General features: G+C 68.4%; 22 protein-coding genes. 14 read left to right on the top strand and 8 right to left on the bottom strand.

The features are described 5' to 3' along the window. The first annotated feature begins 36 nt into the window (after positions 1 to 36). The 10 genes from RN51_RS07475 to RN51_RS07520 all read left to right on the top strand — a co-directional run bounded on the left by RN51_RS07475 (position 37) and on the right by RN51_RS07520 (position 11007). Positions 37 to 1443 (top strand): glutamine synthetase family protein, encoded by a 1407-nt coding sequence (locus tag RN51_RS07475; protein WP_045263423.1) that lies wholly within the window; start codon positions 37 to 39, stop codon positions 1441 to 1443. Then, entirely contained in the window at positions 1424 to 2176 is a 753-nt protein-coding gene (locus RN51_RS07480) for a gamma-glutamyl-gamma-aminobutyrate hydrolase family protein (protein WP_045263424.1), read from the top strand. The genes RN51_RS07475 and RN51_RS07480 overlap by 20 nt, the downstream gene beginning before the upstream one ends. After that, complete coding sequence (locus RN51_RS07485; protein WP_045263425.1) at positions 2173 to 3534, top strand: aldehyde dehydrogenase family protein; 1362 nt, start codon at positions 2173 to 2175, stop codon at positions 3532 to 3534. The genes RN51_RS07480 and RN51_RS07485 overlap by 4 nt, the downstream gene beginning before the upstream one ends. 39 nt (positions 3535 to 3573) lie before the next feature. Next, entirely contained in the window at positions 3574 to 4353 is a 780-nt protein-coding gene (locus tag RN51_RS07490) for a 3-oxoacyl-ACP reductase (protein WP_045263426.1), read from the top strand. Positions 4354 to 4386: 33 nt separating this feature from the next. After that, positions 4387 to 5115 (top strand): FadR/GntR family transcriptional regulator, encoded by a 729-nt coding sequence (locus RN51_RS07495; protein WP_045263427.1) that lies wholly within the window; start codon positions 4387 to 4389, stop codon positions 5113 to 5115. Between the two features lie 137 nt (positions 5116 to 5252). Continuing rightward, complete coding sequence (locus tag RN51_RS07500; protein WP_082066507.1) at positions 5253 to 6413, top strand: ABC transporter ATP-binding protein; 1161 nt, start codon at positions 5253 to 5255, stop codon at positions 6411 to 6413. Further along, positions 6410 to 7588 (top strand): polyamine ABC transporter substrate-binding protein, encoded by a 1179-nt coding sequence (locus RN51_RS07505; protein ID WP_045263428.1) that lies wholly within the window; start codon positions 6410 to 6412, stop codon positions 7586 to 7588. The genes RN51_RS07500 and RN51_RS07505 overlap by 4 nt, the downstream gene beginning before the upstream one ends. After that, positions 7581 to 8465 (top strand): ABC transporter permease, encoded by an 885-nt coding sequence (locus RN51_RS07510; protein ID WP_045263429.1) that lies wholly within the window; start codon positions 7581 to 7583, stop codon positions 8463 to 8465. The genes RN51_RS07505 and RN51_RS07510 overlap by 8 nt, the downstream gene beginning before the upstream one ends. Then, complete coding sequence (locus tag RN51_RS07515; protein ID WP_231579247.1) at positions 8462 to 9343, top strand: ABC transporter permease; 882 nt, start codon at positions 8462 to 8464, stop codon at positions 9341 to 9343. Before RN51_RS07510 ends, RN51_RS07515 begins: the two co-directional genes overlap by 4 nt. 5 nt (positions 9344 to 9348) lie before the next feature. Beyond that, positions 9349 to 11007, top strand: coding sequence for an amidohydrolase (locus RN51_RS07520; protein WP_231579252.1), 1659 nt, complete (start codon positions 9349 to 9351; stop codon positions 11005 to 11007). A 58-nt stretch (positions 11008 to 11065) separates the two neighbouring features. On the opposite strand, the gene RN51_RS07525 is transcribed toward RN51_RS07520, so the two are convergent. Together RN51_RS07525 and RN51_RS07530 are read right to left on the bottom strand one after the other, a co-directional pair. Next, complete coding sequence (locus RN51_RS07525; protein ID WP_045263431.1) at positions 11066 to 12457, bottom strand: aspartate aminotransferase family protein; 1392 nt, start codon at positions 12455 to 12457, stop codon at positions 11066 to 11068. 16 nt (positions 12458 to 12473) lie between these two features. Next, positions 12474 to 13958: a CoA-acylating methylmalonate-semialdehyde dehydrogenase gene (locus RN51_RS07530; protein ID WP_045263432.1), complete on the bottom strand. Its 1485-nt coding sequence runs from the start codon at positions 13956 to 13958 to the stop codon at positions 12474 to 12476. A 48-nt stretch (positions 13959 to 14006) separates the two neighbouring features. On the opposite strand from RN51_RS07530, the gene RN51_RS07535 reads away from it, so the two are divergent. Continuing rightward, the gene (locus RN51_RS07535) at positions 14007 to 15599 is read left to right on the top strand and encodes a PucR family transcriptional regulator (protein WP_231579248.1); all 1593 of its coding nucleotides are present in this window, start codon (positions 14007 to 14009) and stop codon (positions 15597 to 15599) included. Positions 15600 to 15624: 25 nt separating this feature from the next. On the opposite strand, the gene RN51_RS07540 is transcribed toward RN51_RS07535, so the two are convergent. The 6 genes from RN51_RS07540 to RN51_RS07565 all read right to left on the bottom strand — a co-directional run bounded on the left by RN51_RS07540 (position 15625) and on the right by RN51_RS07565 (position 21666). After that, the gene (locus tag RN51_RS07540; RefSeq protein WP_045263433.1) at positions 15625 to 17019 is read right to left on the bottom strand and encodes an aspartate aminotransferase family protein; all 1395 of its coding nucleotides are present in this window, start codon (positions 17017 to 17019) and stop codon (positions 15625 to 15627) included. After that, the gene (locus RN51_RS07545) at positions 17016 to 17483 is read right to left on the bottom strand and encodes an Lrp/AsnC family transcriptional regulator (protein ID WP_045263434.1); all 468 of its coding nucleotides are present in this window, start codon (positions 17481 to 17483) and stop codon (positions 17016 to 17018) included. The genes RN51_RS07540 and RN51_RS07545 overlap by 4 nt, the downstream gene beginning before the upstream one ends. A gap of 83 nt (positions 17484 to 17566) precedes the next feature. Beyond that, positions 17567 to 18727, bottom strand: a complete 1161-nt coding sequence (locus RN51_RS07550; protein WP_045263435.1) for an acyl-CoA dehydrogenase family protein — start codon at positions 18725 to 18727, stop codon at positions 17567 to 17569. Further along, positions 18724 to 19482 (bottom strand): alpha/beta fold hydrolase, encoded by a 759-nt coding sequence (locus tag RN51_RS07555; RefSeq protein ID WP_045263436.1) that lies wholly within the window; start codon positions 19480 to 19482, stop codon positions 18724 to 18726. Before RN51_RS07555 ends, RN51_RS07550 begins: the two co-directional genes overlap by 4 nt. A gap of 58 nt (positions 19483 to 19540) precedes the next feature. Then, on the bottom strand, positions 19541 to 20461 hold the full coding sequence (locus RN51_RS07560; RefSeq protein WP_045263437.1) for a sugar kinase: 921 nt from the start codon (positions 20459 to 20461) through the stop codon (positions 19541 to 19543). Beyond that, a complete protein-coding gene (locus tag RN51_RS07565) occupies positions 20458 to 21666 on the bottom strand; it encodes an MFS transporter (protein WP_197073204.1) in 1209 nt (402 codons plus the stop codon). The genes RN51_RS07560 and RN51_RS07565 overlap by 4 nt, the downstream gene beginning before the upstream one ends. 391 nt (positions 21667 to 22057) lie before the next feature. Between RN51_RS07565 and nrdH the strand changes: the two genes are divergently transcribed. From nrdH to nrdE, 3 genes are read left to right on the top strand one after another with little or no spacing between them, the layout of a single operon-like run. Then, the gene (nrdH, locus tag RN51_RS07570) at positions 22058 to 22291 is read left to right on the top strand and encodes a glutaredoxin-like protein NrdH (RefSeq protein WP_045263439.1); all 234 of its coding nucleotides are present in this window, start codon (positions 22058 to 22060) and stop codon (positions 22289 to 22291) included. 6 nt (positions 22292 to 22297) lie between these two features. Beyond that, positions 22298 to 22732 carry a class Ib ribonucleoside-diphosphate reductase assembly flavoprotein NrdI gene (nrdI, locus tag RN51_RS07575; RefSeq protein ID WP_045263440.1) on the top strand — a complete coding sequence of 145 codons (435 nt, stop codon included), beginning with the start codon at positions 22298 to 22300 and terminating at the stop codon, positions 22730 to 22732. After that, complete coding sequence (gene nrdE / locus RN51_RS07580) at positions 22729 to 24873, top strand: class 1b ribonucleoside-diphosphate reductase subunit alpha (protein WP_045263441.1); 2145 nt, start codon at positions 22729 to 22731, stop codon at positions 24871 to 24873. Before nrdI ends, nrdE begins: the two co-directional genes overlap by 4 nt. The last annotated feature ends 42 nt before the right edge of the window (positions 24874 to 24915 follow it).

Here is a 24915-nt window from a genome sequence, read left to right on the forward strand (position 1 = left end):
TTCGTCTACCTTTAAACGTCTTGGTGATCTACTCTGATGGCGAAGCCGGTCGGCCGATCGCTTCACCACGACGACGGGAGCGAGACGATGGCGGGAAACCTGAGCATCGAGCAACTGGATGCCGGCATCGCCGCCGGCGAGATCGACACGGTGATCGTGGCCTTCGCCGACGCGCAGGGTCGCCTGGTCGGCAAGCGGGTGTCCGCCCGGCTGTTCCAGGAGGACATCCTGCATCACGGTGCCGAGGCCTGCGACTACCTGCTGTCGGTCGATGTCGACATGAACACGGTCGACGGCTACGCGATGTCGGGGTGGGATCGCGGCTACGGAGACATGGTGCTGCGGCCCGACGTCGCCACGCTGCGGCGGATCCCCTGGTTGGAGGGCACGGCCCTCGTGATCGCCGATCTGGTGTGGGGGAACGGCGAGCCGGTCGGCCCGTCGCCGCGGGCGATCCTCGACCGTCAGCGAGATCGACTCGCCGAGCGCGGCTGGACCGCGTTCTCGGGCACCGAGCTCGAGTTCATCGTCTTCGACAACACCTACCGCGACGCCTGGGCCCGCAGATACGAAGGCTTGACGCCGTCGACCGACTACAACGTCGACTACAACCTGCTCGCCTCCACGCGGCTCGAGCCGCTGCTGCGCGACATCCGCAACAGCATGGACGGCGCGGGCCTCTACTGCGAGGGCGTGAAGGGGGAGTGCAACCTCGGGCAGCAGGAGATCGCCTTCCGCTATGCGGAGGTGCGCGAGACCGCCGACCAGCACGCGCTCTACAAGAACGGTGCGAAGGAGATCGCGGAGCAGCACGGCCAGGCGCTCACCTTCATGGCTAAGTTCAACGAGCGCGAGGGCAACAGCTGCCACATCCACCTCTCGTTGCGCGCCGACGACGGCACTCCGGTCATGGCCGGTGACGGCGAGCACGGGTTCAGTCCGATCATGGAGCACTGGATCGCCGGCATCCTCGCCACGCTTCGGGAGTTCACGCTGCTCTATGCGCCCAACATCAACTCGTACAAGCGCTTCGCGAAGGGCAGCTTCGCCCCGACGGGCGTGGCCTGGGGCATCGACAACCGCACGTGCGCGCTGCGTGTGATCGGCGCGGGATCAGGGCTCCGGGTCGAGAACCGGGTGCCGGGCGGAGACGTGAATCCCTACCTCGGGATCTCGGCCATCATCGCGGGCGGCCTGTACGGCATCGAGAACGAACTGCCCCTGCCCGATCGCTTCACCGGCAACGCCTATGAGGCCGGGGTCGAACACCTGCCGACGACACTGCGCGAAGCAGCACAGCTGTTCAGCGAGTCGACCATCGCGCGCGAGGCGTTCGGTGACGATGTCGTGGATCACTACCTGAACCAGGCGCGCATCGAGGTCGAGGCCTACGACGCCGCCGTCACCGACTGGGAGCGGATCCGTGGTTTCGAGCGGCTCTGAATCGGCACCGCTGATCGGTGTCACCACCTACCTCGAGCGGGCGCAGCAGGGGGTGTGGGATGTGCGGGCGGCGTTCCTGCCCGAGCAGTATCTGACCGGGGTGACGGCGTCGGGCGGAATCGCACTGCTCCTGCCGCCGCAGGACCCGGATTCGGCGGACGCGGCCATCGCCGGGCTGGACGGCCTGATCCTGTCCGGAGGTGCCGACGTGGCCCCCGAGCTCTACGGGGAGGAGCGGCATCCGCTGACCGACCCCGCCCGGGTCGACCGCGACGCCTGGGAGCTCGCGCTGTTCCGGGCGGCCGAACGACGGCGGATCCCGGTGCTCGCGATCTGTCGTGGGCTTCAACTCGTCAACGTGGCTCGAGGGGGCACTCTGCAGCAGCACCTGCCCGAGACGCTCGGCACCGAGCGCTACCGCCTGGGCGGAGGCGTGTTCGCCGAGAACGACATCGAGGTCGCGGACGACACCGCGCTCGCCGGAGTCCTCGGCGCCGGAGACGTGCGCGTGCACAGCTATCACCATCAGGGCATCGACCGGCTCGGAGAAGGACTGGTCGCCGCTGCCCACTCGGACGATGGGCTCGTGCAGGCGTTCGTCGACACCTCGGCCGGTCACGTCGTCGGCATCCAATGGCATCCTGAGGAGAACGCCGAAGACCGACGTCTCTTCGAAGATCTCGTCTCACAGGCTCGTGCGTACGCCGCGGAGCGGAAGGAGGACGCCCGATGAGCGCGTTCACTGTCATCAACCCGTCGACCGGGGCCGCGATCCGGGAGGTCGCCAGGGCCGACGTCGCCGAGACCGACGCGGCGATCGCCCGCGCCGTCGCGGCGCAGCGTCGATGGGCGGCCCTCGCCCCGGTGGCACGAGCCGATGCTCTTCGTTCCTTCGCCCGCGCGGTGGAAGGCGCGGCCGAGGAGCTCGCACAGCTCGAAGTGCTCAACTCCGGGCATCCGATCGGCTCCGCCCGCTGGGAGGCGGGTCACGTCGCCCAGGTGCTCAACTACTACTCCGCCGACCCGGAGCGCCTGTCGGGGAGGCAGATCCCGGTGGCCGGTGGCCTCGACGTCACGTTCCACGACCCCTACGGCGTGGTCGGCGTCATCGTTCCCTGGAACTTCCCGATGACGATCGCGTCGTGGGCTTTCGCACCGGCGCTCGCCGCAGGTAACGCCGTCGTGTTGAAGCCGGCGGAGCTGACACCGCTCACCGCGCTCCGCCTCGCCGAGCTCGCGCGCGAAGCCGGGCTCCCTGAGGGACTGTTCGAGGTGGTGACGGGATCGGGCTCGGTGGTCGGGCAGCGGCTCGTCGAGCACCCGGACGTGCGCAAGGTGGTCTTCACGGGCTCGACCGAGGTGGGTGTCGAGGTCGCGGCGGGATGCGCACGGGCGTTGAAGCCGGTCACGCTCGAACTCGGCGGCAAGAGCGCGAACATCGTGTTCGAGGATGCCGATCTCGAACGTGCCGCAGCCGGAGTTCCCGGATCCGTGTTCGACAACGCCGGACAGGACTGCTGTGCCCGCAGCCGGCTGCTGGTGCAGCGCTCGGTCTACGACCGGTTCCTCGAGCTGCTCGAACCGGCCGTCGCCGCGTGGCGCGTGGGCGACCCCGCGCATGAGGACACCGACATGGGACCGCTCATCTCTGCGGGACACCGCGAGACCGTCGCATCGTTCCTCGATGGTGCGGACATCGCCTTCCGGGGGAGCGCCCCCGACGGGGACGGGTTCTGGTTCGCCCCGGCAGTCGTGCTCGCCGACCCCTCCGACCGCATCGCCCAGCAGGAGGTGTTCGGGCCCGTCGTCGCGGTGATGCCGTTCGAGGACGAGGCCGACGCCATCCGTCTGGCCAACGACACCGCGTACGGTCTCGCCGGCTCGCTCTGGACCGAGAACCTCGGACGGGGCGTGCGCGTGGCGCGGGGTGTGCGCAGCGGGGTGCTGTCCGTGAACTCGCACTCCTCGGTGCGGTACTCCACGCCGTTCGGCGGCATGAAGGCGTCAGGCCTGGGGCGCGAACTCGGCCCCGACGCCGCCGAGCACTTCGCCGAGACCAAGAACGTCTTCTTCGCGACCGATGAAGCCTGATCGCGTCGTCCTCTCACCCATCCGGAACGGAGAATCCACATGAGCATCGATCTGACCCAGCGCCTCAAGGACCGCGTCGCCATCATCACCGGCGGAGCGAGCGGCATCGGCTTCGCCACCGCCCAGCGGTTCGCCGCAGAGGGGGCCTTCGTCGTGATCGCCGACGTCGACCCGGCGACCGGACAGTCGGCGGCTGCCGAGGTCGGCGGTGTTTTCCGCCCGGTCGACGTCGCCGACGAGGCGAAGGTGAACGCGCTGTTCGACGGCGTCGCGGAGGAGTTCGGGCGGATCGACATCGCCTTCAACAACGCGGGCATCTCTCCGGCCGACGACGACTCGATCGAGACCACGGAGCTCCCGGCCTGGGACCGCGTGCAGGATGTGAACCTGAAGAGCGTGTACCTGTGCAGCCGTGCGGCACTGCGGCACATGGTCCCGGCGGGCCGCGGATCGATCATCAACACCGCATCCTTCGTGGCGCTGCTGGGCTCGGCCACCTCGCAGATCAGCTACACCGCGTCGAAGGGCGGCGTGCTGGCCATGTCCCGCGAGCTCGGTGTGCAGTTCGCGCGACAGGGGGTGCGGGTGAACGCGCTGTGCCCTGGGCCGGTGAACACCCCGCTGCTGCAGGAGCTGTTCGCGAAAGACCCGGAGCGAGCACAGCGACGCCTCGTGCACGTGCCGATGGGGCGCTTCGCCGAGCCCGCCGAGCTCGCGGCGGCAGTGGCCTTCCTCGCCTCGGACGATGCGTCGTTCATCACCGCGAGTGCCTTCGTCGTGGACGGCGGGATCACCAACGCCTACGTCACCCCGCTGTGAGCCACCCTCACCTCGCTGTGACAGGGTGAAGGCATGAGCGAGCACTCCCACGACGGCGACCTCGTCGAAGTGCGAAGGGCCGTCTACCGGCCGCTGCGGCGCGGCAATGCGCTCGAGGACACGGTGGCCAGACTCGTGCAGACGATCCGGCTCGGTGTGGTCGCCCCCGGTGAGTCGCTGCCGCCGGAGCGAGAGCTCGCAGCGTCGTTCGGGGTGAGTCGCGACACCGTGCGCGAGGCGATCCGCGAGCTGGCCGACACCGGTTACCTGCTGCCGCGGCGTGGCCGTTACGGGGGGACGTTCGTGGCCGACCCGCTGCCCCACCCGACCGTGCCGGGGGCGGTGACGCCGGACGAGATCGACGACGTGCTCGGACTGCGCCGCGTGCTCGAGACGGGAGCCGTACGGGCGGCAGCGAGCCGCTCCTTGGACGCCGCGACCCGGGCCGACCTCTGGGCGCGGCACGAGGCTGCACTGCCGGCGGGTCCGGACGAGTATCGGCGCCTGGACACCCTGTTGCACCTGGCCATCGCCGAGGCCGCCGGAATCCCTTCGCTGGTCGCGCTCGTCGCCGAGAACAGGGCCGACGTCAACGCCTGGCTCGATACCTTCCCGCTGATGCCGCGCAACATCCAGCACTCGGGGGAGCAGCACGAGAGCATCGTCTCCGCGATCCTCGCCGGACGTCCGGATGCCGCCGAGGCGGCGATGCGCGACCATCTCGCCGGGTCCGAATCCCTGCTGCGCGGCTTCCTTCTCTGAGCGGCGCTAATCGGTCGCCATTTCTCGAATCTGCAACGGATATCGTTGCGGATTGATCAAGAGGCTTCCGATTTCGCTATACCTGGCGTCCTTCCTGTGACAGACTCGCGACAAGCGAATCTCAATGGGGAGGCTCCATGCCCGACAACACCCGAATGTCGACGGCCACACTCGACGCACCTGCTGCCACCGGCGCGGTGCGCATCGACCGTGTCACCAAGCGCTACGGCACCGCCACGGCGGTCGACGATCTGAGCCTCGACGTGCAGCCGGGGGAGTTCCTCTCTCTGCTCGGCCCGTCCGGCTGCGGAAAGACGACCACCCTGCGCATGATCGCGGGCTTCGAGTACCCGGACGGGGGAGACATCCTCATCTCCGGCCGCAGCGTGCTGAACCTCCCTCCGTACCGGCGCGAGGTGAACACCGTCTTCCAGGCATACGCCCTCTTCCCTCATCTCACGGTCGCCGAGAACGTCGCCTACGGGCTGCAGCAGCGGCGCGTGCCCAAGGCAGAGCAGCGCGAACGGGTGAGTGAAGCCCTCGACATGGTGCAGCTGCGGGCCTTCGCCGACCGCAAGCCCACACAGCTGTCGGGCGGCCAGCAGCAGCGCATCGCCCTCTCGCGGGCGCTCATCAACCGGCCGAGCGTGCTCCTGCTCGACGAGCCCTTGGCGGCGCTGGACCGTCAGCTGCGCGAGGAGATGCAGCTCGAGCTCAAGCTGCTGCAGGCGCGGCTGGGCACGACCTTCGTGTTCGTCACCCACGATCAGGCCGAGGCGCTGTCGATGAGTGATCGGATCGCCGTGATGCGCGCCGGTCGGATCGAGCAGCTCGACGCACCGGACGCCATCTACGCGGAGCCGGCCTCTGCGTACGTGGCGTCGTTCATCGGGCAGCAGAACTTCGTGCACGGCACGGTGCGGGCGGCCGGGGACGCGGTCGACACAGCCATCGGTGTGATCGCGGGTCGCTGGGGCGGGGAGCGTGTGACGGCGGGGCAGCCGGCCGTCGCCGCCATCCGGCCCGAGTACATCCGTCTGGAACAGGGCGAGGGCGGCGGTGTTCCCGGACGCGTGCTCGGCGTCTCGCACCTGGGGGAGACCCTGCAGGTCGCGGTCCGGGTGGGTGAGGATGCCACGTTCCTCTCCCGCATGCCGGCACCCACCGCCCCGCGGGTGGGAGTGGACGATGCGGTCCGCTGCGTCTGGGACCCCGCGGATGCGCGACTGTTCGCGGCCGAAGGCATCCCCACCACCGCGACGCACGTGATCACGCTGCCCAAGGACGGCGGGCTGTGACGGGCGTACCTCCGGTGCGCGTGCTGGCGCACCGGAGCGCGGCGCGGGTGATCCGCACCGAGCTGACCCGCCGTGGCTTCCTCGCCACCGCGATCATGGCCGGCGGTGCAGTCGTGCTCAGCGCGTGCGCCCCGGGACAGAACGCCGCGGCGGTGCACGCGAAGGGCGGCCCGCTCGAGGACAGACTCTCGATCTACAGCTGGGGCGACTACGACGCTCCGGAGGTGCTCGAGCAGTTCACCGCGGAGAACGGCCCGAGGATCGTGCTCGATGCCTTCAACTCGAACGAGGAGCTGATCGCGAAGCTGGTCGCCGCCCGCGGCACGTCCGGCTACGACATCGTGGTGCCGACCGGGGTCTTCGTCGGTCCCATGGCGGAGAACGGGCTCCTGCAGAAGTTCAACCTCGACCTGCTGCCGAACATGAAGCACGTGGCGCCCGAGTTCCGCGGACGCTCGTGGGATCCGGGCAACGAATACTCGGTGTGCAAGGCCTGGGGCACGACCGGGTTCGTGTACGACAAGCGCGTGATCTCGCGCGAGCTCACCACCTGGAACGACTTCATCGACGCCGCGCAGAACGAGGCATCCGGCTCGACCTCGGTGCTCGACGACCCGGCACCGCTTCTGGGCATCTACTTCTGGGCGAACGGCATCGACTGGACCACCACCGATCCCGACGACCTCGACGCGGTGGAGAAGTTCCTCGTGAAAGATCTGGCTCCGCACGTCTCGGCGTTCGACTCCTACCCCGGTGGGTCGTCGATCCCGCAGGCGTCGCACGCGCTGCTGCAGTCGTACAACGGCGACGCGCGGCTCGGCATCTTCGAGTCGGACGACCCTGACCGCTGGCAATGGGTGCTCGGGAGTCCTGCGACGGAACTGTGGATGGACAACTGGGCCATCGCCGCCGGAGCCCCGCACCCCGAGGCCGCGCACGCGTTCATCGACTTCGTGCTGCAACCGGACGTGCAGCTCGCACAGGTCGACTACATCGGCTACGACACCGGGATCTCCGGAATCCGAGAGGAAGCGGAGGCGGCGGGTCTGGAGCGGCTCGACATGGTGTTCTTCGACGAGGAGCAGGTGGCCACGATGCACGAGGGCAAGCTGACCGAGGCGCAGGACCGTGTCGTCTCGATCTGGAACTCGATGAAGGCGGCCGCCGGTGCCTAAGCTCAGATTCGGTCTCGCGATCCCCGCCTGGGTCTGGCTGCTCGTCTTCTTCGTGGCCCCGATCTTCATGGTCGTGGTGTTCAGCTTCGGCTACAAGCCGAGCATCTTCGCCACGCACGCGCTCGATCACCTCTCGTTCGACCGCTACGTCGAAGCTCTCTCCCCGACGTTCTTCAGCACGTTCGTGAACACGCTGTGGATCGGCATCCTCGGCACGGCGCTGTGCCTGGTGATCGGCGGTCCGGTCGCGTACTGGATCGCGGTGAAGGCTCCGCCCTCGAAGCGCGGACTCCTGCTCGCGCTCGTGATGGTGCCGTTCTGGACCAACTTCCTGGTGCGCACGATCGGCTGGCAGGTGATCCTCGCCCCCGAGGGGTGGTTGTCGCAGCTGCTGCAGGGGATCGGCATCGTCCCGGGTCCGCTGGATCTGCTGTACTCACGCGGTGCCGTGCTGCTCGGGGTCGTCTACAACTACCTGCCGCTGATGATCCTGCCGCTGTTCGTGGCGTTCGACCGGGTGTCGGGACCGCTGCGCGAGGCGAGCAAGGACCTCGGGGCGAACAGCGTCACGACCTTCCTGCGGGTGACCGTTCCCCTGGCCAGGCCCGGCATCATCGCGGGGGTGCTGCTGGTGTACATCCCGCTCATGGGCGACTACATCACCGCGACCGTGCTGGGAGGGGCGAAGGGCAACATGATCGGGCAGGTCGTGGCGAGCCAGTTCCAGACGGCGCAGAACTGGGCGCTCGGCTCGGCGATGGCGGTGCTGCTCATCATCGTCATCATGCTCTCGATCGCCGTCGCTGCCGGAATCCTCTGGCTCGTGACCCTGCCGCTCCGGCAACGCAACCGACTCGTCCTGGGGGAGGGATCATGACCGCCTTGACCGATGGACCGCAGAAGACCACACCACGCGTGCGCCGAGGGGTCGGTCGCTTCGTGCTGCCGATCTGGGCGGCGCTGGTGTTCCTGTTCCTGTTCCTGCCGATCCTCGTGATCATCGCGTACTCGTTCAACGTCGGCCGGCTCCTGGTGTCGTGGGATCACTTCGGCTTCGACTCGTTCCTCGCGATCGTGAACAAGCCGGCGATCCGCGATGCGGTGCTCGTCTCGGTGCGTACCGGCCTGCTGGCTGCTCTGCTCGCCACCGCGCTGGGAACCCTCGCCGGTATCGCGATGGCCCGCAACCCCGGCAAGTGGGTGTGGTGGTTCCTCGGACTCCTGCTGCTCGTGTCGGTGACGCCGGAGATCGTGGATGCCGTCGCGCTCCTGCCGTGGTTGGTCTTCCTCGGGCAGGACGCCGGGATCGGCATCTTCAACGACGGCACCATGAGACTCGTGGTGGGACAGTCGCTGTTCTCGATCGCGATCGTGTCGTACATCGTGCGGGCGCGGCTCGTGGGGCTCGACGCCCGGCTCGAAGAGGCCTCGGCCGACCTCTACGCGCCGCCCGTCCGCACGTTCTTCAAGATCACGCTGCCCCTGGCGATGCCTGCCGTGCTCGCGGGGTTCCTGCTCTCGTTCACGCTGAGCCTCGACAACACGGTCGTCTCCGCGTTCGTGCAGGTCTCCGGCACGACGCCGTGGCCCGTCTATGTGCTCAGCGCCCTGCGCAGTGGTCTGCGCCCGGAGATCGCCGCGGTGTCGACGATCATGCTGGTGCTCACGCTGCTGGCACTCGCCCTGGTCGCAGTCGTCCTCAAGCGTGCCGGGGACTCCGCGACCGAGATCGCCCGCACGATGGCCGGAGGATGAGCGTGATGTTCGCAGATCTGGTGTTCAGGGCCGGCACGCGAGGAGGACGGGTGTTCCTCGCGGACGCTGCTCGATCGACCGCACACGCCGTCGCCGTCACGAACGGCCGCATCAGCGCGGTGGGACACGACGTCTCGGCGCTCGTCGGCCCGCACACCCAGGTCGTCGACCTCGATGGCGGGCTCCTGGTCCCCGGCTTCCAGGATGCGCATGTGCACCCGGTGTGGGGTGGGTTGGACATGCTCCGCTGCGACCTCGCCGAGCTGTCGACGCGGGAGGAGTACCTCTCCCGGATCGCCGAATATGCGCAGGAGCACCCGGACGACGAGTGGATCCTGGGCGGCGGCTGGCAGATGTCGGCGTTCCCCGGTGGTGTACCGACCGCGGAAGACCTCGACTCCGTCGTGCCCGATCGCCCGGCATTCCTGCCCAACCGCGACGGCCACGGGGCCTGGGTCAATTCCCGTGCGCTCGAGCTCGCCGGCATCACCCGGGAGACGGCCGATCCGCCCGACGGACGGATCGAGCGCGACGCGAGCGGCGCACCGAGCGGTACGCTGCACGAGGGCGCGATGGGGCTGGTCAACCGGCTGCTGCCGACGGAGGCGCCCGAACGCCTCGTGGAGGCACTCCTGCAGGGGCAACGTCATCTGCACTCCTACGGCGTGACGGCGTGGCAGGACGCGATCGTCGGCACCGAGTACGGAGATGCCGGCGACCCCCTGCCGGCCTACTTGACCGCCGCCGCATCGGGTGCGCTCACCGGACGCGTCGTGGGCTCGCTCTGGTGGGACCGCTCGCGCGGCCTGGAGCAGATCGACGACATCGTGCGGCGTCGCGACGACAGCACGGTCGGGCGTTTCCGCGCACGCAGCGTCAAGATCATGCAGGACGGCGTCGCGGAGAACTTCACCGCCGCGATGCTGGAGCCGTATTGCGACGGCCACGGGCATCCGCGCGAGGACTCCGGGATCTCATTCGTCGAACCGGAGCTGATCAAGGAAGCGGCGACCCGGCTCGATGCCCTCGGCTTCACGCTGCACTTCCACGCGATCGGCGACCGCGCGGTGCGGGAGTGCCTGGATGCGGTCGAGGCTGCCCTCGTGCGCAACGGGCCGCGAGGGAACACGCACCACATCTCCCACATCCAGGTCGTGCACCCCGACGACATCCCGCGGTTCCGGGCGCTCGACGTCACCGCCAACATGCAGATGCTGTGGGCGACGCTGGAGCCGCAGATGGTCGACCTCACCATCCCCTTCCTCGGGGAACAGAGATCGGCGTGGCAGTATCCGTTCGGTGACCTGCTGCGCTCGGGGGCTGCGCTCGCCGCGGGAAGCGACTGGTCGGTGAGCACGCCGAATCCGATGGCGGCGATCCACGTCGCGGTCAACCGCCGCTCCGCTCCGACCGAGTGGGAGGGCGACTACCCCGCGTTCCTGCCCGAGCAGGCGATCGATCTCGCGACCGCGCTCGTCGCGTACACGGCGGGATCGGCCAGGGTGAACCACCTCGACGACACCGGCACGATCGCGGTGGGGATGCGCGCCGACCTCGCGCTGCTCGACCGCGACCCGTTCGAGCATCCGGTCGAAGAGATCGGCCTGACCGAGGTGCGCGGCACGTGGGTCGAGGGGGAGCGGGTGTACGACTCGGCGGAGTGAGTCGTCGACGGAAGAGGGCCCGGCGACCATACGGTCACCGGGCCCTCTTGCGTCGGAGTCAGCGTCCGGCAGCGGCCTCGTCGGCCACGGAGAGCGCGTCGTCGAGCACGCCGAGTCCGCGCACCAGATCCTCCTCGCTGATCACCAGCGGCGGAGCGATGTGCATGCGGTTGAAGTGCGTGAACGGCCAGACCCCGCCCTTCTTGGCTGCCGCGGCGAAGGCGCCCATCGGCGCGGCATCCGCACCCGAGGCGTTGAACGGCACGAGGGGCTCGCGCGTCTCCTGATCGCGCACCAGCTCGATGGCCCAGAACAGCCCGAGGCCGCGCACGTCACCGACGCTCGGGTGCTTCTCGGCCCAGGCGCGCACCGTCGGCTCGACGATACGGGTGCCGAGATCGCGTACGCGCTCCAGGATGCCGTCCCGACGGAACACCTCGAACGTCGCGACACCGGCCGCACAGGCCAGGGGGTGCCCCGAGTAGGTCAGTCCGCCCGCGAACGGCATCGTGTCGAAAGCGCTCGCGATGCGGTCCGAGATCACCACCCCGCCCAGCGGCACGTAGCCCGAGTTCACGCCCTTCGCGAAGGTGATCAGGTCGGGGCTGGCGTCGAACGCGTCGATGCCGAACCACTCGCCGAGTCGGCCGAAGCCCACCATGACCTCGTCGGCGATGTACACGATGCCGTATCGGTCGCACAGCTCCCGGACACCCTGCAGGTAGCCCGGCGGTGGGACGAGCACGCCGTTGGTGCCCACGACCGTCTCGATGATGATCGCCGCGATGGTCTGCGGTCCCTCGAGCTGGATCGTCTGCTCGAGGTGCGCGAGCGCCCGCTCCGCCTCCTGCTCCGGGGTCTCGGAGTGGAACGGCGAGCGGTAGAGGTACGGTCCGAAGAAGCGCACGGCACCGGAGTCGACCGTGTCGTTCGCCCAGCGCCGCGGGTCGCCGGTGAGCGAGATCGCGGTCGACGTGGAGCCGTGGTAGCTGCGGTACATCGACAGCACCTTGCGGCGCCCCGTGAACTGTCGGGCCATGCGCACCGCGTACTCGTTGGCCTCGGCGCCGCCGTTGGTGAAGAACACCTTCTCGAGCCCCTCGGGCGCGACCTCCGCGATCAGGCGTGCGAGCTCGCCGCGCACGTCGTTGGCGATGGCGGGCTGGATCGTCGCGAGGCGTCCGGCCTGCTGCTGGATCGCGGCGACCAGGTCGGGATGCTGGTGCCCGAGGTTGAGGTTCACGAGCTGGCTAGAGAAGTCGAGGTAGGCGTTGCCCTGGTAGTCCCAGAAGGTCGATCCCTCGCCCGCGGCGACGGGCAGCGGGTCGATCAGGCCCTGCGCGCTCCAGGAGTGGAACACGTGACCGCGGTCGTCCGCACGCACCTGCGCTTCGGCTTCGGGGGCGGGCAGCGGGTGCGCGACCCCGTGTCGGTCGGTGTAGTTCGTCATGTCGTCGCTCCTCGGATCAGTGGTTGCTCGGGAAGCCCAGGTCGATCTGGGAGGGGGTGTGGTCGGGCCAGCGGGTGGTGACCACCTTGGAGCGCGTGTAGAAGTGCACCGACTCGGGGCCGTAGATGTGCGAGTCGCCGAACAGCGAGTCCTTCCATCCGCCGAAGGAGTACGCACCGATCGGAACGGGGATCGGCACGTTGACGCCGACCATTCCGACCTCGATGTCGAACTCGTACTGGCGGGCCGTGCCACCGTCGCGCGTGAAGATCGCGGTGCCGTTGCCGTAGGCGTTGGCGTTCACGAGCGCGACCGCGTCGGCGTAGGTGTCGACGCGCACGACCGACAGCACCGGGCCGAAGATCTCGTCGTCGTAGACCTTCATGCCGGGAGCGACCTGATCGATCAGGCTGACTCCGAGGAAGAAGCCCTCCGAGTCGAACTCCTTCTGCGTGCCGTCGACCACGACCTTCGCGCCCTCGGCCTCAGCACCCGTCACGTAGGAGGCGACCTTGTCGCGGTGCTCGCGGGTGATGAGCGGACCCATCTCGCTTGCGGCATCCGTTCCCGCACCGATCGTGAGACCACCGATGCGGTCGGCGATCGCGGTGACGAGGTCGTCGGCGACGTCGCCCACCGCGACGAGCACGGAGACGGCCATGCAGCGCTCGCCGGCGGAGCCGTAGGCAGCGGAGACCGCGGCGTCGGCGGCCGCGTCGATGTCGGCGTCGGGCATCACGACCATGTGGTTCTTCGCGCCGCCGAGGGCCTGCACACGCTTGCCGGCCGCCGAGGCGCGCTGGTAGATCGAGCGGGCGATGGGAGTGGAGCCGACGAAGCTCACCGCGTTGACGCGCGGGGAGTCCAGGATCGCGTCCACGGCCTCCTTGTCGCCGTTGACGACGTTGAGCACGCCGTCGGGCAGGCCCGCCTCGCTGAAGAGCTTCGCGAGCCAGACGGAGGCGGACGGGTCCTTCTCGCTGGGCTTGAGGACGACCGTGTTGCCGCAGGCGATGGCCGAGGCTACCATCCACAGCGGCACCATGACCGGGAAGTTGAACGGGGTGATCGCCGCGACGACGCCGACCGGCTGCTTGACCGAGTGCACATCGACGCCGCGGGCCACCTGCTCGCTGCGCTCGCCCTTGAGCAGGTGCACGAGGCCTGCGGCGAACTCGACGTTCTCGATGCCGCGCGACACCTCGCCCGCCGCATCCGAGAGCACCTTTCCGTGCTCGCTCGTCACGATCGCGGCGAGCTCCGGCGTGCGCTCCTTGAGCAGCTGGCGCAGGCGGAAGAACACATCGGCGCGCTTGATCAGGCTCGTCTCGCGCCAGGCGGGAAGTGCGGCCGCAGCGGCGGCGATCGCGGAGTCCACCTCGGCGGCGGAGGCGAAGGCCACCTGCTTCGACACCTGGCCGGTGGCGGGATCGAAGACCTGGCCGGTGCGGGCCGCGTCGGCGGTCTCCGCTCCGTTGATGACGTGACGGACGATGTCCACGATGTTCCTCCGAGGGCTGAAGAATGCGCCGTTCGAACACTCTGACCGGTGTCCGATAAGCTTGTGCTCCTCAATGATCACAGAGCAGAGGAGCTGGTCGTGATGTCAGAACGTCAGGACTTCCGCTCCATCCGGACAGATCGTCCGGTTCGTGGCGACGCCCTCCTCACGGTCGCCGACGTCCTCGCGGAGCCCGTGCTGCAGGCGGGCGCTCCGGAGGTGATCGTCGGCGGCGGGGCGCTCGATGCCGCCGTGCGCTGGGTGCACGTGTCCGACAGCGCCGGTGTCGCCCGTCTGCTCGACGGCGGAGAGCTCCTGCTCAGCACCGGGGCCGGTTGGCCGACTGCTCCGGCAGAGCTGCGTGCTTTCGCGGTCGGACTGCACCAGGCCGGAGTCGCGGGTATCGTCGTCGAGCTCGGCTCTGGCCAGGCGCGCATCCCCGAGGCCGTCGTGGAGGTGTGCACGGAGCGTGGGCTCGCATTGATCGCACTGACCAGCGAGATCAAGTTCGTCGCGGTCACGGAGACAGTGCACCGCGCGTTGATCGCGGCGCAGACCATGGCCCTGCGGGAGCGACAGCACCTGCACGAGCTCTTCACGGCGCTCAGCCTGCGGGGGGCTCCGGCCGACGTCGTCGTCGCGGAGACGGCGAGGGCGCTCGGGGCACCCGTCGTGCTGGAGAACCTGGCGCGCGAGGTGATCGCGCACGAGACCCTGCGGATGCCGGTGGCGGAGGCGCTGGGGAAGCTGCGCTCGGCCGACCGTGTGCCCGTGCAGGCGCGCGGCGTGCGGTGGGGGACGCTGCTCGCACTCCCCGGACCTGCGCATCCTGCCGGCCGGCTCACCGTGCTCGAGCAGGGGGCCACGGCCCTCGCCTTCGGATGCCTCGCGGACGGCGGTGATTCCGAGTGGTCGCTGCTCGCGCAGCGCGGCCTCATCGACGACCTGCTCGGCGCCCGCTTCGCGAGTCCGGATGACATCCAGGCCCGACTCGCGACCAGCGGCTTCGTGCTCGCGGGGCGGCACTGCCACGGCATCGTGGCACGCGGCACGGAACCTGCGGTGCATCTCGCGCACCGCGCGGCCAAGGCTGGGGTCGCGGTCGTCGCTGCGCGGGTGGGCGACGACGATGTCGCACTGCTCTCGCTGCCGGCATCGGCTCCGCTCACGGATGCGCTCGTCACGAGCCTCGTCGGCACCGACCGCACGGTGTTCGTCGGACCATCTGCGGACGACGTGCTGGCACTGCTCGCCTCGCTTCGGGCCGCCCGCGATCTGGCGGCGAGCGACCGTTCGGACAGCGGTCCCCGTGTGCGGCGCGTGGACGACCGTCCGCTGGAGCGGTTCGTCGCCTCGTTGCGCGACGACCATCGCCTTCTCGCGCACAGCGAGCGGATGCTGGCACCGGTCGTGGCGTTCGACCGGGAGCGCCGAGGAGACCTGATCGATGTGCTGTCGGCGCTCGTCGCGCACCCCGGGAATCGATCAGCGGCGGCGAACGCCAGTCACCTCTCGCGGTCGGTCTTCTATCAGCGCCTCACGGTGATCGGCGATCTGCTGGACGTCGACCTCGACGACGGGGAGACGCTCGCCTCGCTCCATCTCGCATTGCTGGCGAGACGGAGCGCGACGCCCGTGTGAGTCCTCGCCGTCGTGGCCGCGACGGTCAGAGGACAGACTGTGCGCGCGTCAGCACATCCCGCAGGATCTGCTCGATCTCGCGGAACTCGGATGGCCCGACCGTGAGCGGCGGAGCGAGCTGGATCACGGGGTCGCCACGGTCGTCGGCGCGGCAGTAGAGCCCGGCCTCGAACAGCGCGGGGGAGAGGAAGCCGCGCAGCAGCCGCTCCGACTCGGCGTCGTCGAACGTCTCCTTCGTGCCCTTGTCCTTCACGAGCTCGATGCCGAAGAAGTAGCCGTCGCCGCGCACGTCGCCGACCAGCGGCAGGTCGAGCAGCTTCTCGAGCTCTGCACGGAACAGCGGGGAGTTCTCCCGCACGTGGGCGTTCAGTCCCTCTTCGTCGAAGATCGCGAGGTTCTCCAGCGCCACCGCGGCCGATACCGGGTGTCCACCGAACGTGTAGCCGTGCGGGAAGGACAGGTCGCCCTTCGAGAACGGCTCGTAGATGCGGTCGCTGACGATCGTCGCGCCGATGGGGGAGTAGCCGCTGGTCATACCCTTGGCGCACGTGATCATGTCGGGCACAAAGCCGAGCCCCGTGCAGGCGAACGTGTGGCCGAGACGGCCGAAGGCGCAGATGACCTCGTCCGAGACGAGCAGCACGTCGTGGCGGTCGCAGATCTCGCGCACCCTGGCGAAGTAACCGGGAGGGGGCGGGAAGCATCCGCCGGAGTTCTGCACCGGCTCCAGGAAGACCGCGGCGACCGTGTCGGCGCCTTCGAAGAGGATCATCTCCTCGATGCGGTCGGCCGCCCACCGTCCGAACGCCTCGAGGTCGTCGGCGGGCCCGCCCATCTCGGCCGCGCGGTAGAAGTTCGTGTTGGGCACGCGGAAGCCACCGGGGGTGATCGGCTCGAACATCGACTTCATCGCGGGGATGCCGGTGATCGCCAGGGCGCCCTGCGGCGTGCCGTGATAGGCCACCGACCGCGAGATGACCTTGTGCTTGGCGGGCTTGCCCTGCAGCTTCCAGTAGTGCTTGGCGAGCTTGAACGCGGTCTCGACAGCCTCACCGCCGCCCGTCGAGAAGAAGACCTTGTTGAGGTCGCCCGGTGCCTCGTCGGCGAGCCGATCCGCCAGCTCGATCGCGGCCGGGTGCGCGTACGACCAGAGGGGGAAGAACGCGAGTTCGGATGCCTGCGCCGCGGCAGCCTCGGCCAGTCGACGTCGACCGTGCCCTGCGTTCACGACGAAGAGGCCGGCCAGTCCGTCGAAGTACTCCTTGCCCTTGGCGTCCCAGATGCGGTGGCCGTCGCCCTTGACGATGATGGGCACGCCCGACTCGGCCATCGTGGACTGCCGGGTGAAGTGCATCCAGAGATGGTCCTTGGCCATCGTCTGCAGTGCGGACTCGGAAGGGATGGTGCGTGCGGTGCTCATCTGGTCCCCCAGTTGTAGAGCTGCTTCTGCAGCTTGGCGTAGATGAAGGTTTCGGTGGAGAGGACGCCGTCGATCGGGCGGATGACATCGTTGATCAGCGCGAGCAGGTCGTCGTCGTCCTCGCAGACCACCTCGGCGAGGACATCGAAGGACCCGACCGTGATGACCACGTAGTCGACGGCGTCGATCGCGGCGATGGCCTCGGCGACGCGGCGCGCGTCACCGGACACGCGCACGCCGATCATGGCCTGGCGGTGGAAGCCCAACTGCATCGGGTCGGTGACGGCGACGATCTGCATCACGCCGGACTCGGTGAGCCGCTGCACGCGCTGGCGCACGGCGGCTTCGCTCATCCCGACGGTGCGGCCGATCTCGGAGTACGAACGTCGTCCGTCCTCCTGGAGCAGCTCGACGATCGTCTTCGAGACCGCGTCGAGGGAAGGGTGCTTCTTCGCCGGACTCATGGTGCGATCCTCGCACCCCACGATGCCCTGAGCAACCGATTTCGTGGAATCTGGCCATTCGTCCAGCGGAATCGGCAAGAAAATCAGTTCTCGAGCGGCCCCAGCCAGGCGCTCGCGGCCGTCGAGTGCGCGGATTCGGGGTCGGATGGGTGGAACGCTCCGGCCAAGACATCGCGGTAGAGGCGCGAGAGCTCATTGGCTGAGAAGTACGAGCCACCTCCGGCGACGAGCATCGCCTCGTCGACGACGTTCTTCGCCATCGTGATCGCCCGGTGCTTGACCCCGGAGAGCTGCGGGAACCAGCGCGCACCGTGGTCCACGCGCTCATCCACATCGCGTGCGAGCGCGGCGATCTGCGGGGGCAGCGCGTCGTAGGCGATGGCCATGTCCGCGATGCGCCAGCGGATGTCGGGGTCCTGGCTGTAGGCGAGCCCGGTCTTCTTCGAGTGCCGCTTCTGCGCCGTGGTCACCGCGAGCTCGAGCGCTCGGCGGGCGATGCCCGTGTAGACGGAGGCGAGCAGGATCTCGAACACCGAGAAGATCCCGAACACGATCGGGTCCGGGCTGGGGCCGGGGTCGATGCGCCGCACGACGTGGGCGGCGTCGGCCACCGCGCCGTTCAACCGCGTCGTCCTGCTCTGCGTGCCTCGCATGCCGAGGGTGTCCCAGTCGTCGGAGGTGGTGACCGCGTCGGTCCGCTCCACGAAGGCGAAGACGAGCTTCGGGGCATCGGAGCTGGTGGTGTCGAGACCGTGCAGGCCCAGACGCGTCCAGACCGGCGCGAGAGAGGTGAAGATCTTCGTCCCGGTGAAGGAGTAGCCGCCGTCGCCGTCGGGCACGGCTGAGGTGTCGCTGCCGAACAGCACGAGGTCGTTGCCGCCCTCGCTGATGCCGAACGCGAAGACCTCGCCGGCGGCGGCTCCGTCCTGCACGAACTCGAGGCCGGGGACTCCGCGATCGGAGAAGACCTTCGCGACGCCCGTCCACACGAGGTGCATGTTGATGGCCAGAGCTGTGGCCGGTGCCGCGCCCGCGAGTCGCTGCTGCAGAATCGCGGCTTCGGGGAGCCCGAGTCCCGCGCCCCCGCGCTCGCGCGGCACCAGGATCGACAGGTACCCCGCCGCCCGCAGTTCGTCGAGGTCGTCCTGGGGGAAGGTGTTCTCGCGGTCGTGGATCGGAGCCCGCTCGCGGATGCGCTCGAGAAGGTCGTGGGGAAGGAACGCTGCGGGATCGAACGTGCTCATGCCAGTGCCTCCAGAAGCTGACGGACGGATTCCTCGGGGCGGTCGCGGTGCAGGGAGTGCCCTGCCCCCTCCACCACAGAGACGGAGATGAGGGGGTTCGCGGCGAGCACCTCTTCGGCGAGTGGTCCCGTGAAGATGCTGTAGACCGCGGGGTCGGCGCCGATCACATGCGTGGGAACGGTCAGACGCGCGGCGTCGGCACGCACGTCCCACGGCTGGTTCTGCGCGCTCGTCTGCTCCACCGCCCAGGCGCTCGCGCGCCGGACCGCGTCGACCTTGAGCTCCTGATCCTGCGGGTGCCAGTGGGGGTGCTCCTGCTGCACGACCTCGAGCCGGGTGTCGGCGAACGCGCGCTCCTGGCTCCGGCGGACGATCGCCGCGTCCCGGCCGTCCACGTGTATCGCCGGGTCGATGAGCACGAGGCGCCGGGTCCATTCCGGGTTCGCAGCCGCGGCGACCGTGCTCGCCGCGCCGCCGAGCGAGTGGCCGATGACGGCATCCCAGGCGCCTGTTCCCGCGGGGAGGGTCTCGGCGAGGTCGGCGCCATAGGCGGCGACCGAGTAATCGAGGGATCGCGGAGCGTCGCCATGACCGCGGAGGTCGATGGCGGTCGCGTGCCAGCCCGCGTCGGCGAGGGCGTCGCCGAGACGCCACATCAGCGCACCCGAGGACCCGAGGCCGTGGACCAGAAGGGCGCGACGCGAGGACGACGGCGACCCCCACGCGAGGCGGGGGAGAGTGAGCGGTGCGGCCATGCCACCAGCCTACGACCGGGGACCTACCGGGGTCTCCGGAGCCCGGTCTCGCGCGCGGTCAGCGCAGCGACACCAGCGGGGGGAGGTCGGCGGCGATGGTCAGCACGCGCTCGGCGGCCGCGTGGCCGGCGGACAGGCGAGCGGCGAGGTCTTCTCCGTCGAGGGTCGCCGCGAGGAAACCGGAGGCGAAGGCATCTCCGGCGCCGACCGGCTCGACGACGTCGACCACGGGAGCAGGGACGAAGACCGGTTCGGCGTCGCCGTCGAACGCTGTGGCGCCGACATCGCCGTCCTTGACGACGAGCAGGGCGCAGTTCGGCAGGAACGCGCGGATCTCTGCGGGGGTGACCGTGCCCCAGATGCGCTCGGCCTCATCGCGGCCGACGAAGGTGATGTCCGCGGCGTCCGCGAGACGGGCGAGGGTCTCGGCGGCGTCTTCTCTGCTCCACAGCGGGCGACGGTCGTTCACGTCGAACGACACGAGGGCGCCGGCCGTGCGCGCATCGGCGAAGAGCCGGTCGACCATCTGCCGGCACGAGGCCGACAGTGCCGGCGTGATCCCGGTCGTGTGCACGATGCGCACGCCGTCGAGGCGAGCGGGGTCCAGGATCCCCTGCTCCATGCGCGAAGCCGCCGATCCGCTGCGGTAGTAGTAGACCGAGGAGGACTCGGCCCCCGGGTCCTTGAACATGACCCCGGTCGGAGCGGCGTCGTCGCGCTCGACCCACAGCTCTACTCCGCGGCGTTCGAGCTCGGTGGCGATGCGGTCTCCGAGGGGATCTGCCCCGAGGCGCGACGCCCAGGCGACGCGGTGCCCGGTCGAGGCGACACCGGCGGCCACGTTGGACTCCGCGCCGGCGAGTCCGACCGACGCCTGGGCGGCATCGGCGAGCCGGGAATCCGTCGGAGTGATCAGCGCCATGGTCTCGCCGATGCAGACGATCTCGGGGACGGGCGTCGAGGAGGAGGGAGAGCTCATGAGGGGGTGACCGCCAGGGGTTCGGTGTCGGGATGCGGGCTCGCGTCGCGGTGACGCAGGTCGGGGAAGGAACGGACGAAGACGACGGCCACGATCAGTCCGACCGCGGCGAAGAGGGTGGCGGCGAGGTAGGCGCCGCGCCAGTCGCCCACATCCACGAGGAAGCCGGCGACGGCGGAACCGGCGGCGGCGCCGATCAGCTGTCCGGTGCCGGCCCATCCGAAGGCCTCAGCGGTCTCGCTGAACTTCACACTGGCAGAGGTGATCGCGAAGAGCACCGCCAGGGCGGGCGCGATGCCGATGCCGGCGAGGATGAGGGTGCCGCCGAGCCAGAACACGTTGAGCATGACCATCGTCAGCCCGAGGCCGATCGTGACGATCAGCAGGCGGCGCGCCATGGCCCACGGGCCGATGGGGATGTGGCCGAACGCGAGCCCGCCGGCGAGGCTTCCCGCCGAGAACACGGCGAGTACGAGGCCGGCGGCGAGGCTTCCGTGCTCGAACGTCGCGACGACGCCGACCTCGACGGCGGAGCAGGCCCCGATCAGAAGGAAGCCGATCACGGTCGCCAGCAGCACGGGTGGTTTGAGCACGACCTTTCCCAGGGCGTTCCGGCTGCGCGGGATGCGCACCCGCCCGACCTCGGGGGAGAGGATGAACCACGCACCGCCGCCGACGAGGATGACCGCGACCAGCAGCAGACCCTCGGCGGTGCCGATCTGGGTCGAGACGAGGGTGATCACGACGGGAGCGAGCACCCAGATGATCTCCTGCAGCGAGGCGTCGAGCGAGAACAGCGGAGTGAGGTTCGAGGAGTTCACGAGCTTGGGGTAGATCGTGCGCACCGCGGCCTGCACCGGCGGCGTCGAGAGCCCCGCGATCATCCCGAGCGCCATGTACCCCGGCACCTGGAGCGGAAGCAGAGCCAGGCACAGCACGGCCACCACGCACACCGACAGGGTGAGGGTGAGCACGCGACGCATGCCCCACGCGCCCATCCAACGGCTGGTGATGGGGCCGGCGATCGCCTGGCCGACGCTGGTCGCGGCGAGGACCAGGCCGGCGGAACCGTAGGATCCGGTCTGCTGCTCGACATGCAGCAGGATCGCCAGCGACATCATCCCGTTGGGGAAGCGCGCGGTCAGCTGAGCAGCGATCATGCGCGCCACTCCCGGCGTGCGAAGAAGATCCCGATATCCCGCCACCAGACAACGGTACCGGCACGCACGGACGTGTGCGGAAGGGGGTCGTCCGCGACACGCCCGCGACACGCCGGAGGCCGATTTCCACAGGAATCCGAATGTCGGTGGGGCGTCGTAGCGTGCCCCCTGTGGATGGATCGCTCACAGGGGCTTCCCAGCCGCGATTTCACGCGGTTCGCGTGCCTCCGGAAGGGGGCTCCGCCTGTGGAAGAAACGGTGGAGAACCTGTGTTGTATCTGTTGAGAACGGTGGATAACTACACGGATGTAACTACTACCCCTTGTGGTCGCCCCCAATGTCGGTCCCCATATGTAGTATTGAAGTCCCGGCAGGGGGTCTACCGGGAAACAGCCTGATGAGAAGCAGGCCAGAGATTTGAGGGGTTACGAAAAAGATGTCGATCACGGTCTACACCAAGCCTTCCTGCGTTCAGTGCAACGCCACCTACCGTGCCCTGGATGCCAAGGGAATCGAGTACGAGGTCCTCGACCTGTCGGAAGACCCGACGGCGCTCGAGCAGGTCAAGGCGCTCGGCTACATGCAGGCACCCGTCGTCGTCACCGACGAGGGCCACTGGTCGGGCTTCCGTCCCGACAAGATCGACGAGCTCGCGTCCCGTCTGGCGTGACGAACCATGAGCGCCGTCGCGACCGCAGCGCCGCTCCTGGTCTACTTCTCGAGCGTCTCGGGTAACACCGCGCGGTTCATCGAGAAGCTCGGGTTCCCGTCCCGACGCATCCCCCTCCACCGGAACGAAGAAGACCTCGTCATCGACGAGCCCTTCGTGCTGGTCACCCCCACCTACGGAGGGGGAGCGGGGCGCGGCGTCGAGAAGGGCGCCGTTCCGAAACAGGTGATCCGGTTTCTCAACGACGAGCGCAACCGACGCCACATCCGCGGAGTGATCTCCGCAGGGAACACCAACTTCGGCGATGCCTTCTGCCTCGCCGGCGACATCATCAGCCGCAAGTGCCACGTGCCTCACTTGTATCGGCTCGAGATCTTCGGCACACAAGACGATGTGGATCGCGTGAGCGACGGATTGGAACGACGGTGGCAGCTTCAGTGACCGAGACAGTGGCATTCAAGGCGAACCCCTCCTACGAGGGTCTCGACTATCACGCCCTCAACGCGATGCTCAACCTGTACGACGCGAACGGCAAGATCCAGTTCGACGCCGACAAGCGCGCCGCGCGGGAGTACTTCCTGCAGCACGTGAACCAGAACACGGTGTTCTTCCACTCGCTCAAGGAGCGCCTGGACTACCTCGTGGAGAAGGAGTACTACGAGGGTGCCGTCATCGAGAAGTACTCGATGGAGTTCATCCAGAAGCTCAACGACCTCGCCTACGGCAAGAAGTTCCGCTTCGAGACGTTCCTCGGCGCGTTCAAGTACTACACGAGCTACACGCTGAAGACGTTCGACGGCAAGCGCTACCTCGAGCGCTTCGAAGACCGCGTCGTCATGACCGCCCTCGGTCTGGCCGACGGCGACGAGAAGCTCGCCGTCGCCCTGGTCGAGGAGATCATCTCCGGCCGCTTCCAGCCGGCCACCCCGACCTTCCTCAACGCCGGCAAGGCGCAGCGCGGCGAACTCGTCAGCTGCTTCCTGCTGCGCATCGAGGACAACATGGAGTCGATCGCCCGCGGCATCAACTCCGCGCTGCAGCTCTCCAAGCGCGGCGGCGGCGTGGCCCTGCTGCTGTCGAACATCCGCGAGTCGGGTGCGCCGATCAAGCAGATCGAGAACCAGTCCTCGGGCATCATCCCGGTCATGAAGCTCCTCGAAGACAGCTTCAGCTACGCCAACCAGCTCGGCGCACGTCAGGGTGCCGGTGCGGTGTACCTCAACGCCCACCACCCCGACATCATGCGCTTCCTCGACACCAAGCGCGAGAACGCCGACGAGAAGATCCGCATCAAGACGCTGTCGCTCGGCGTCGTGGTGCCGGACATCACGTTCGAGCTCGCCAAGAACGACGAGGACATGTACCTGTTCTCGCCGTACGACGTCGAGAAGGTCTACGGCGTCCCGTTCGGCGACATCTCGGTCACCGAGAAGTACCGCGAGATGGTCGACGACCCGCGCATCAAGAAGACCAAGATCAACGCGCGTGAGTTCTTCCAGACCGTCGCCGAGATCCAGTTCGAGTCGGGCTACCCGTACGTCATGTTCGAGGACACGGTCAATAAGGCCAACCCGATCAAGGGTCGGATCAACATGTCCAACCTCTGCAGCGAGATCCTGCAGGTGAACACGCCGACCACCTACAACGACGACCTGTCGTACAAGGAGATCGGCAAGGACATCTCCTGCAACCTCGGATCGATGAACATCGCGCTGTCGATGGACGCCGACGACCTCGGCCAGACGGTCGAGACCGCGATCCGTGCGCTCACCGCGGTGAGCGACCAGAGCCACATCGGCTCGGTGCGTTCGATCGAGGACGGCAACGACCGGTCGCACGCGATCGGCCTCGGTCAGATGAACCTGCATGGCTACCTCGCTCGCGAGCACGTGTACTACGGCTCCGAAGAGGGCATCGACTTCACGAACATCTACTTCTACACGGTGCTGTTCCACGCTCTGCGCGCATCGAACAAGCTCGCGATCGAGCGCGGGACGGCGTTCGACGGGTTCGCGGACTCGACCTACGCGTCGGGGGAGTTCTTCGACAAGTACATCGACCGCGCCTGGGTTCCCGAGACCGAGAAGGTCAAGGAGCTCTTCGCCGGCAAGCACATCCCGACGCAGGACGACTGGGCCGAGCTGAAGGCGTCGATCCAGAAGCACGGCATCTACAACCAGAACCTGCAGGCGGTGCCGCCGACCGGCTCGATCTCGTACATCAACAACTCCACGTCGTCGATCCACCCGATCGCGTCGAAGATCGAGATCCGCAAGGAAGGCAAGCTCGGCCGCGTCTACTACCCGGCGGCGTTCATGACGAACGACAACCTGGAGTACTACCAGGACGCGTACGAGATCGGCTACGAGAAGGTCATCGACACGTACGCCGCGGCCACGCAGCACGTCGACCAGGGTCTGTCGCTGACGCTGTTCTTCAAGGACACCGCCACCACGCGTGACATCAACAAGGCGCAGATCTACGCATGGCGCAAGGGCATCAAGACGATCTACTACATCCGTCTGCGTCAGCTGGCGCTCGAGGGCACCGACATGGCCGAGTGCGTCTCGTGCATGCTCTGACCTGTTGCTGACCTGAGAACGCGGCCGAACCCCGAGGAACGA

The organism is Microbacterium oxydans (genome assembly GCF_000956405.1).
GTDB lineage: Bacteria > Actinomycetota > Actinomycetes > Actinomycetales > Microbacteriaceae > Microbacterium > Microbacterium oxydans_C.

Excerpts from the sequence above, each read along its gene's own strand:
- RN51_RS07495 (WP_045263427.1), top strand. The coding sequence starts at position 4,387 with ATGAGCGAGCACTCCCACGACGGCGACCTCGTCGAAGTGCGAAGGGCC.
- RN51_RS07540 (WP_045263433.1), bottom strand. The coding sequence starts at position 17,019 with ATGAGCACCGCACGCACCATCCCTTCCGAGTCCGCACTGCAGACGATG.
- nrdH (WP_045263439.1), top strand. The coding sequence starts at position 22,058 with ATGTCGATCACGGTCTACACCAAGCCTTCCTGCGTTCAGTGCAACGCC.
- RN51_RS07560 (WP_045263437.1), bottom strand. The coding sequence starts at position 20,461 with ATGAGCTCTCCCTCCTCCTCGACGCCCGTCCCCGAGATCGTCTGCATC.
- RN51_RS07550 (WP_045263435.1), bottom strand. The coding sequence starts at position 18,727 with ATGAGCACGTTCGATCCCGCAGCGTTCCTTCCCCACGACCTTCTCGAG.
- RN51_RS07515 (WP_231579247.1), top strand. The coding sequence starts at position 8,462 with ATGACCGCCTTGACCGATGGACCGCAGAAGACCACACCACGCGTGCGC.
- nrdI (WP_045263440.1), top strand. The coding sequence starts at position 22,298 with ATGAGCGCCGTCGCGACCGCAGCGCCGCTCCTGGTCTACTTCTCGAGC.
- RN51_RS07485 (WP_045263425.1), top strand. The coding sequence starts at position 2,173 with ATGAGCGCGTTCACTGTCATCAACCCGTCGACCGGGGCCGCGATCCGG.
- RN51_RS07520 (WP_231579252.1), top strand. The coding sequence starts at position 9,349 with ATGTTCGCAGATCTGGTGTTCAGGGCCGGCACGCGAGGAGGACGGGTG.
- RN51_RS07555 (WP_045263436.1), bottom strand. The coding sequence starts at position 19,482 with ATGGCCGCACCGCTCACTCTCCCCCGCCTCGCGTGGGGGTCGCCGTCG.
- RN51_RS07525 (WP_045263431.1), bottom strand. The coding sequence starts at position 12,457 with ATGACGAACTACACCGACCGACACGGGGTCGCGCACCCGCTGCCCGCC.
- RN51_RS07490 (WP_045263426.1), top strand. The coding sequence starts at position 3,574 with ATGAGCATCGATCTGACCCAGCGCCTCAAGGACCGCGTCGCCATCATC.
- RN51_RS07500 (WP_082066507.1), top strand. The coding sequence starts at position 5,253 with ATGCCCGACAACACCCGAATGTCGACGGCCACACTCGACGCACCTGCT.
- RN51_RS07475 (WP_045263423.1), top strand. The coding sequence starts at position 37 with ATGGCGAAGCCGGTCGGCCGATCGCTTCACCACGACGACGGGAGCGAG.
- RN51_RS07545 (WP_045263434.1), bottom strand. The coding sequence starts at position 17,483 with ATGAGTCCGGCGAAGAAGCACCCTTCCCTCGACGCGGTCTCGAAGACG.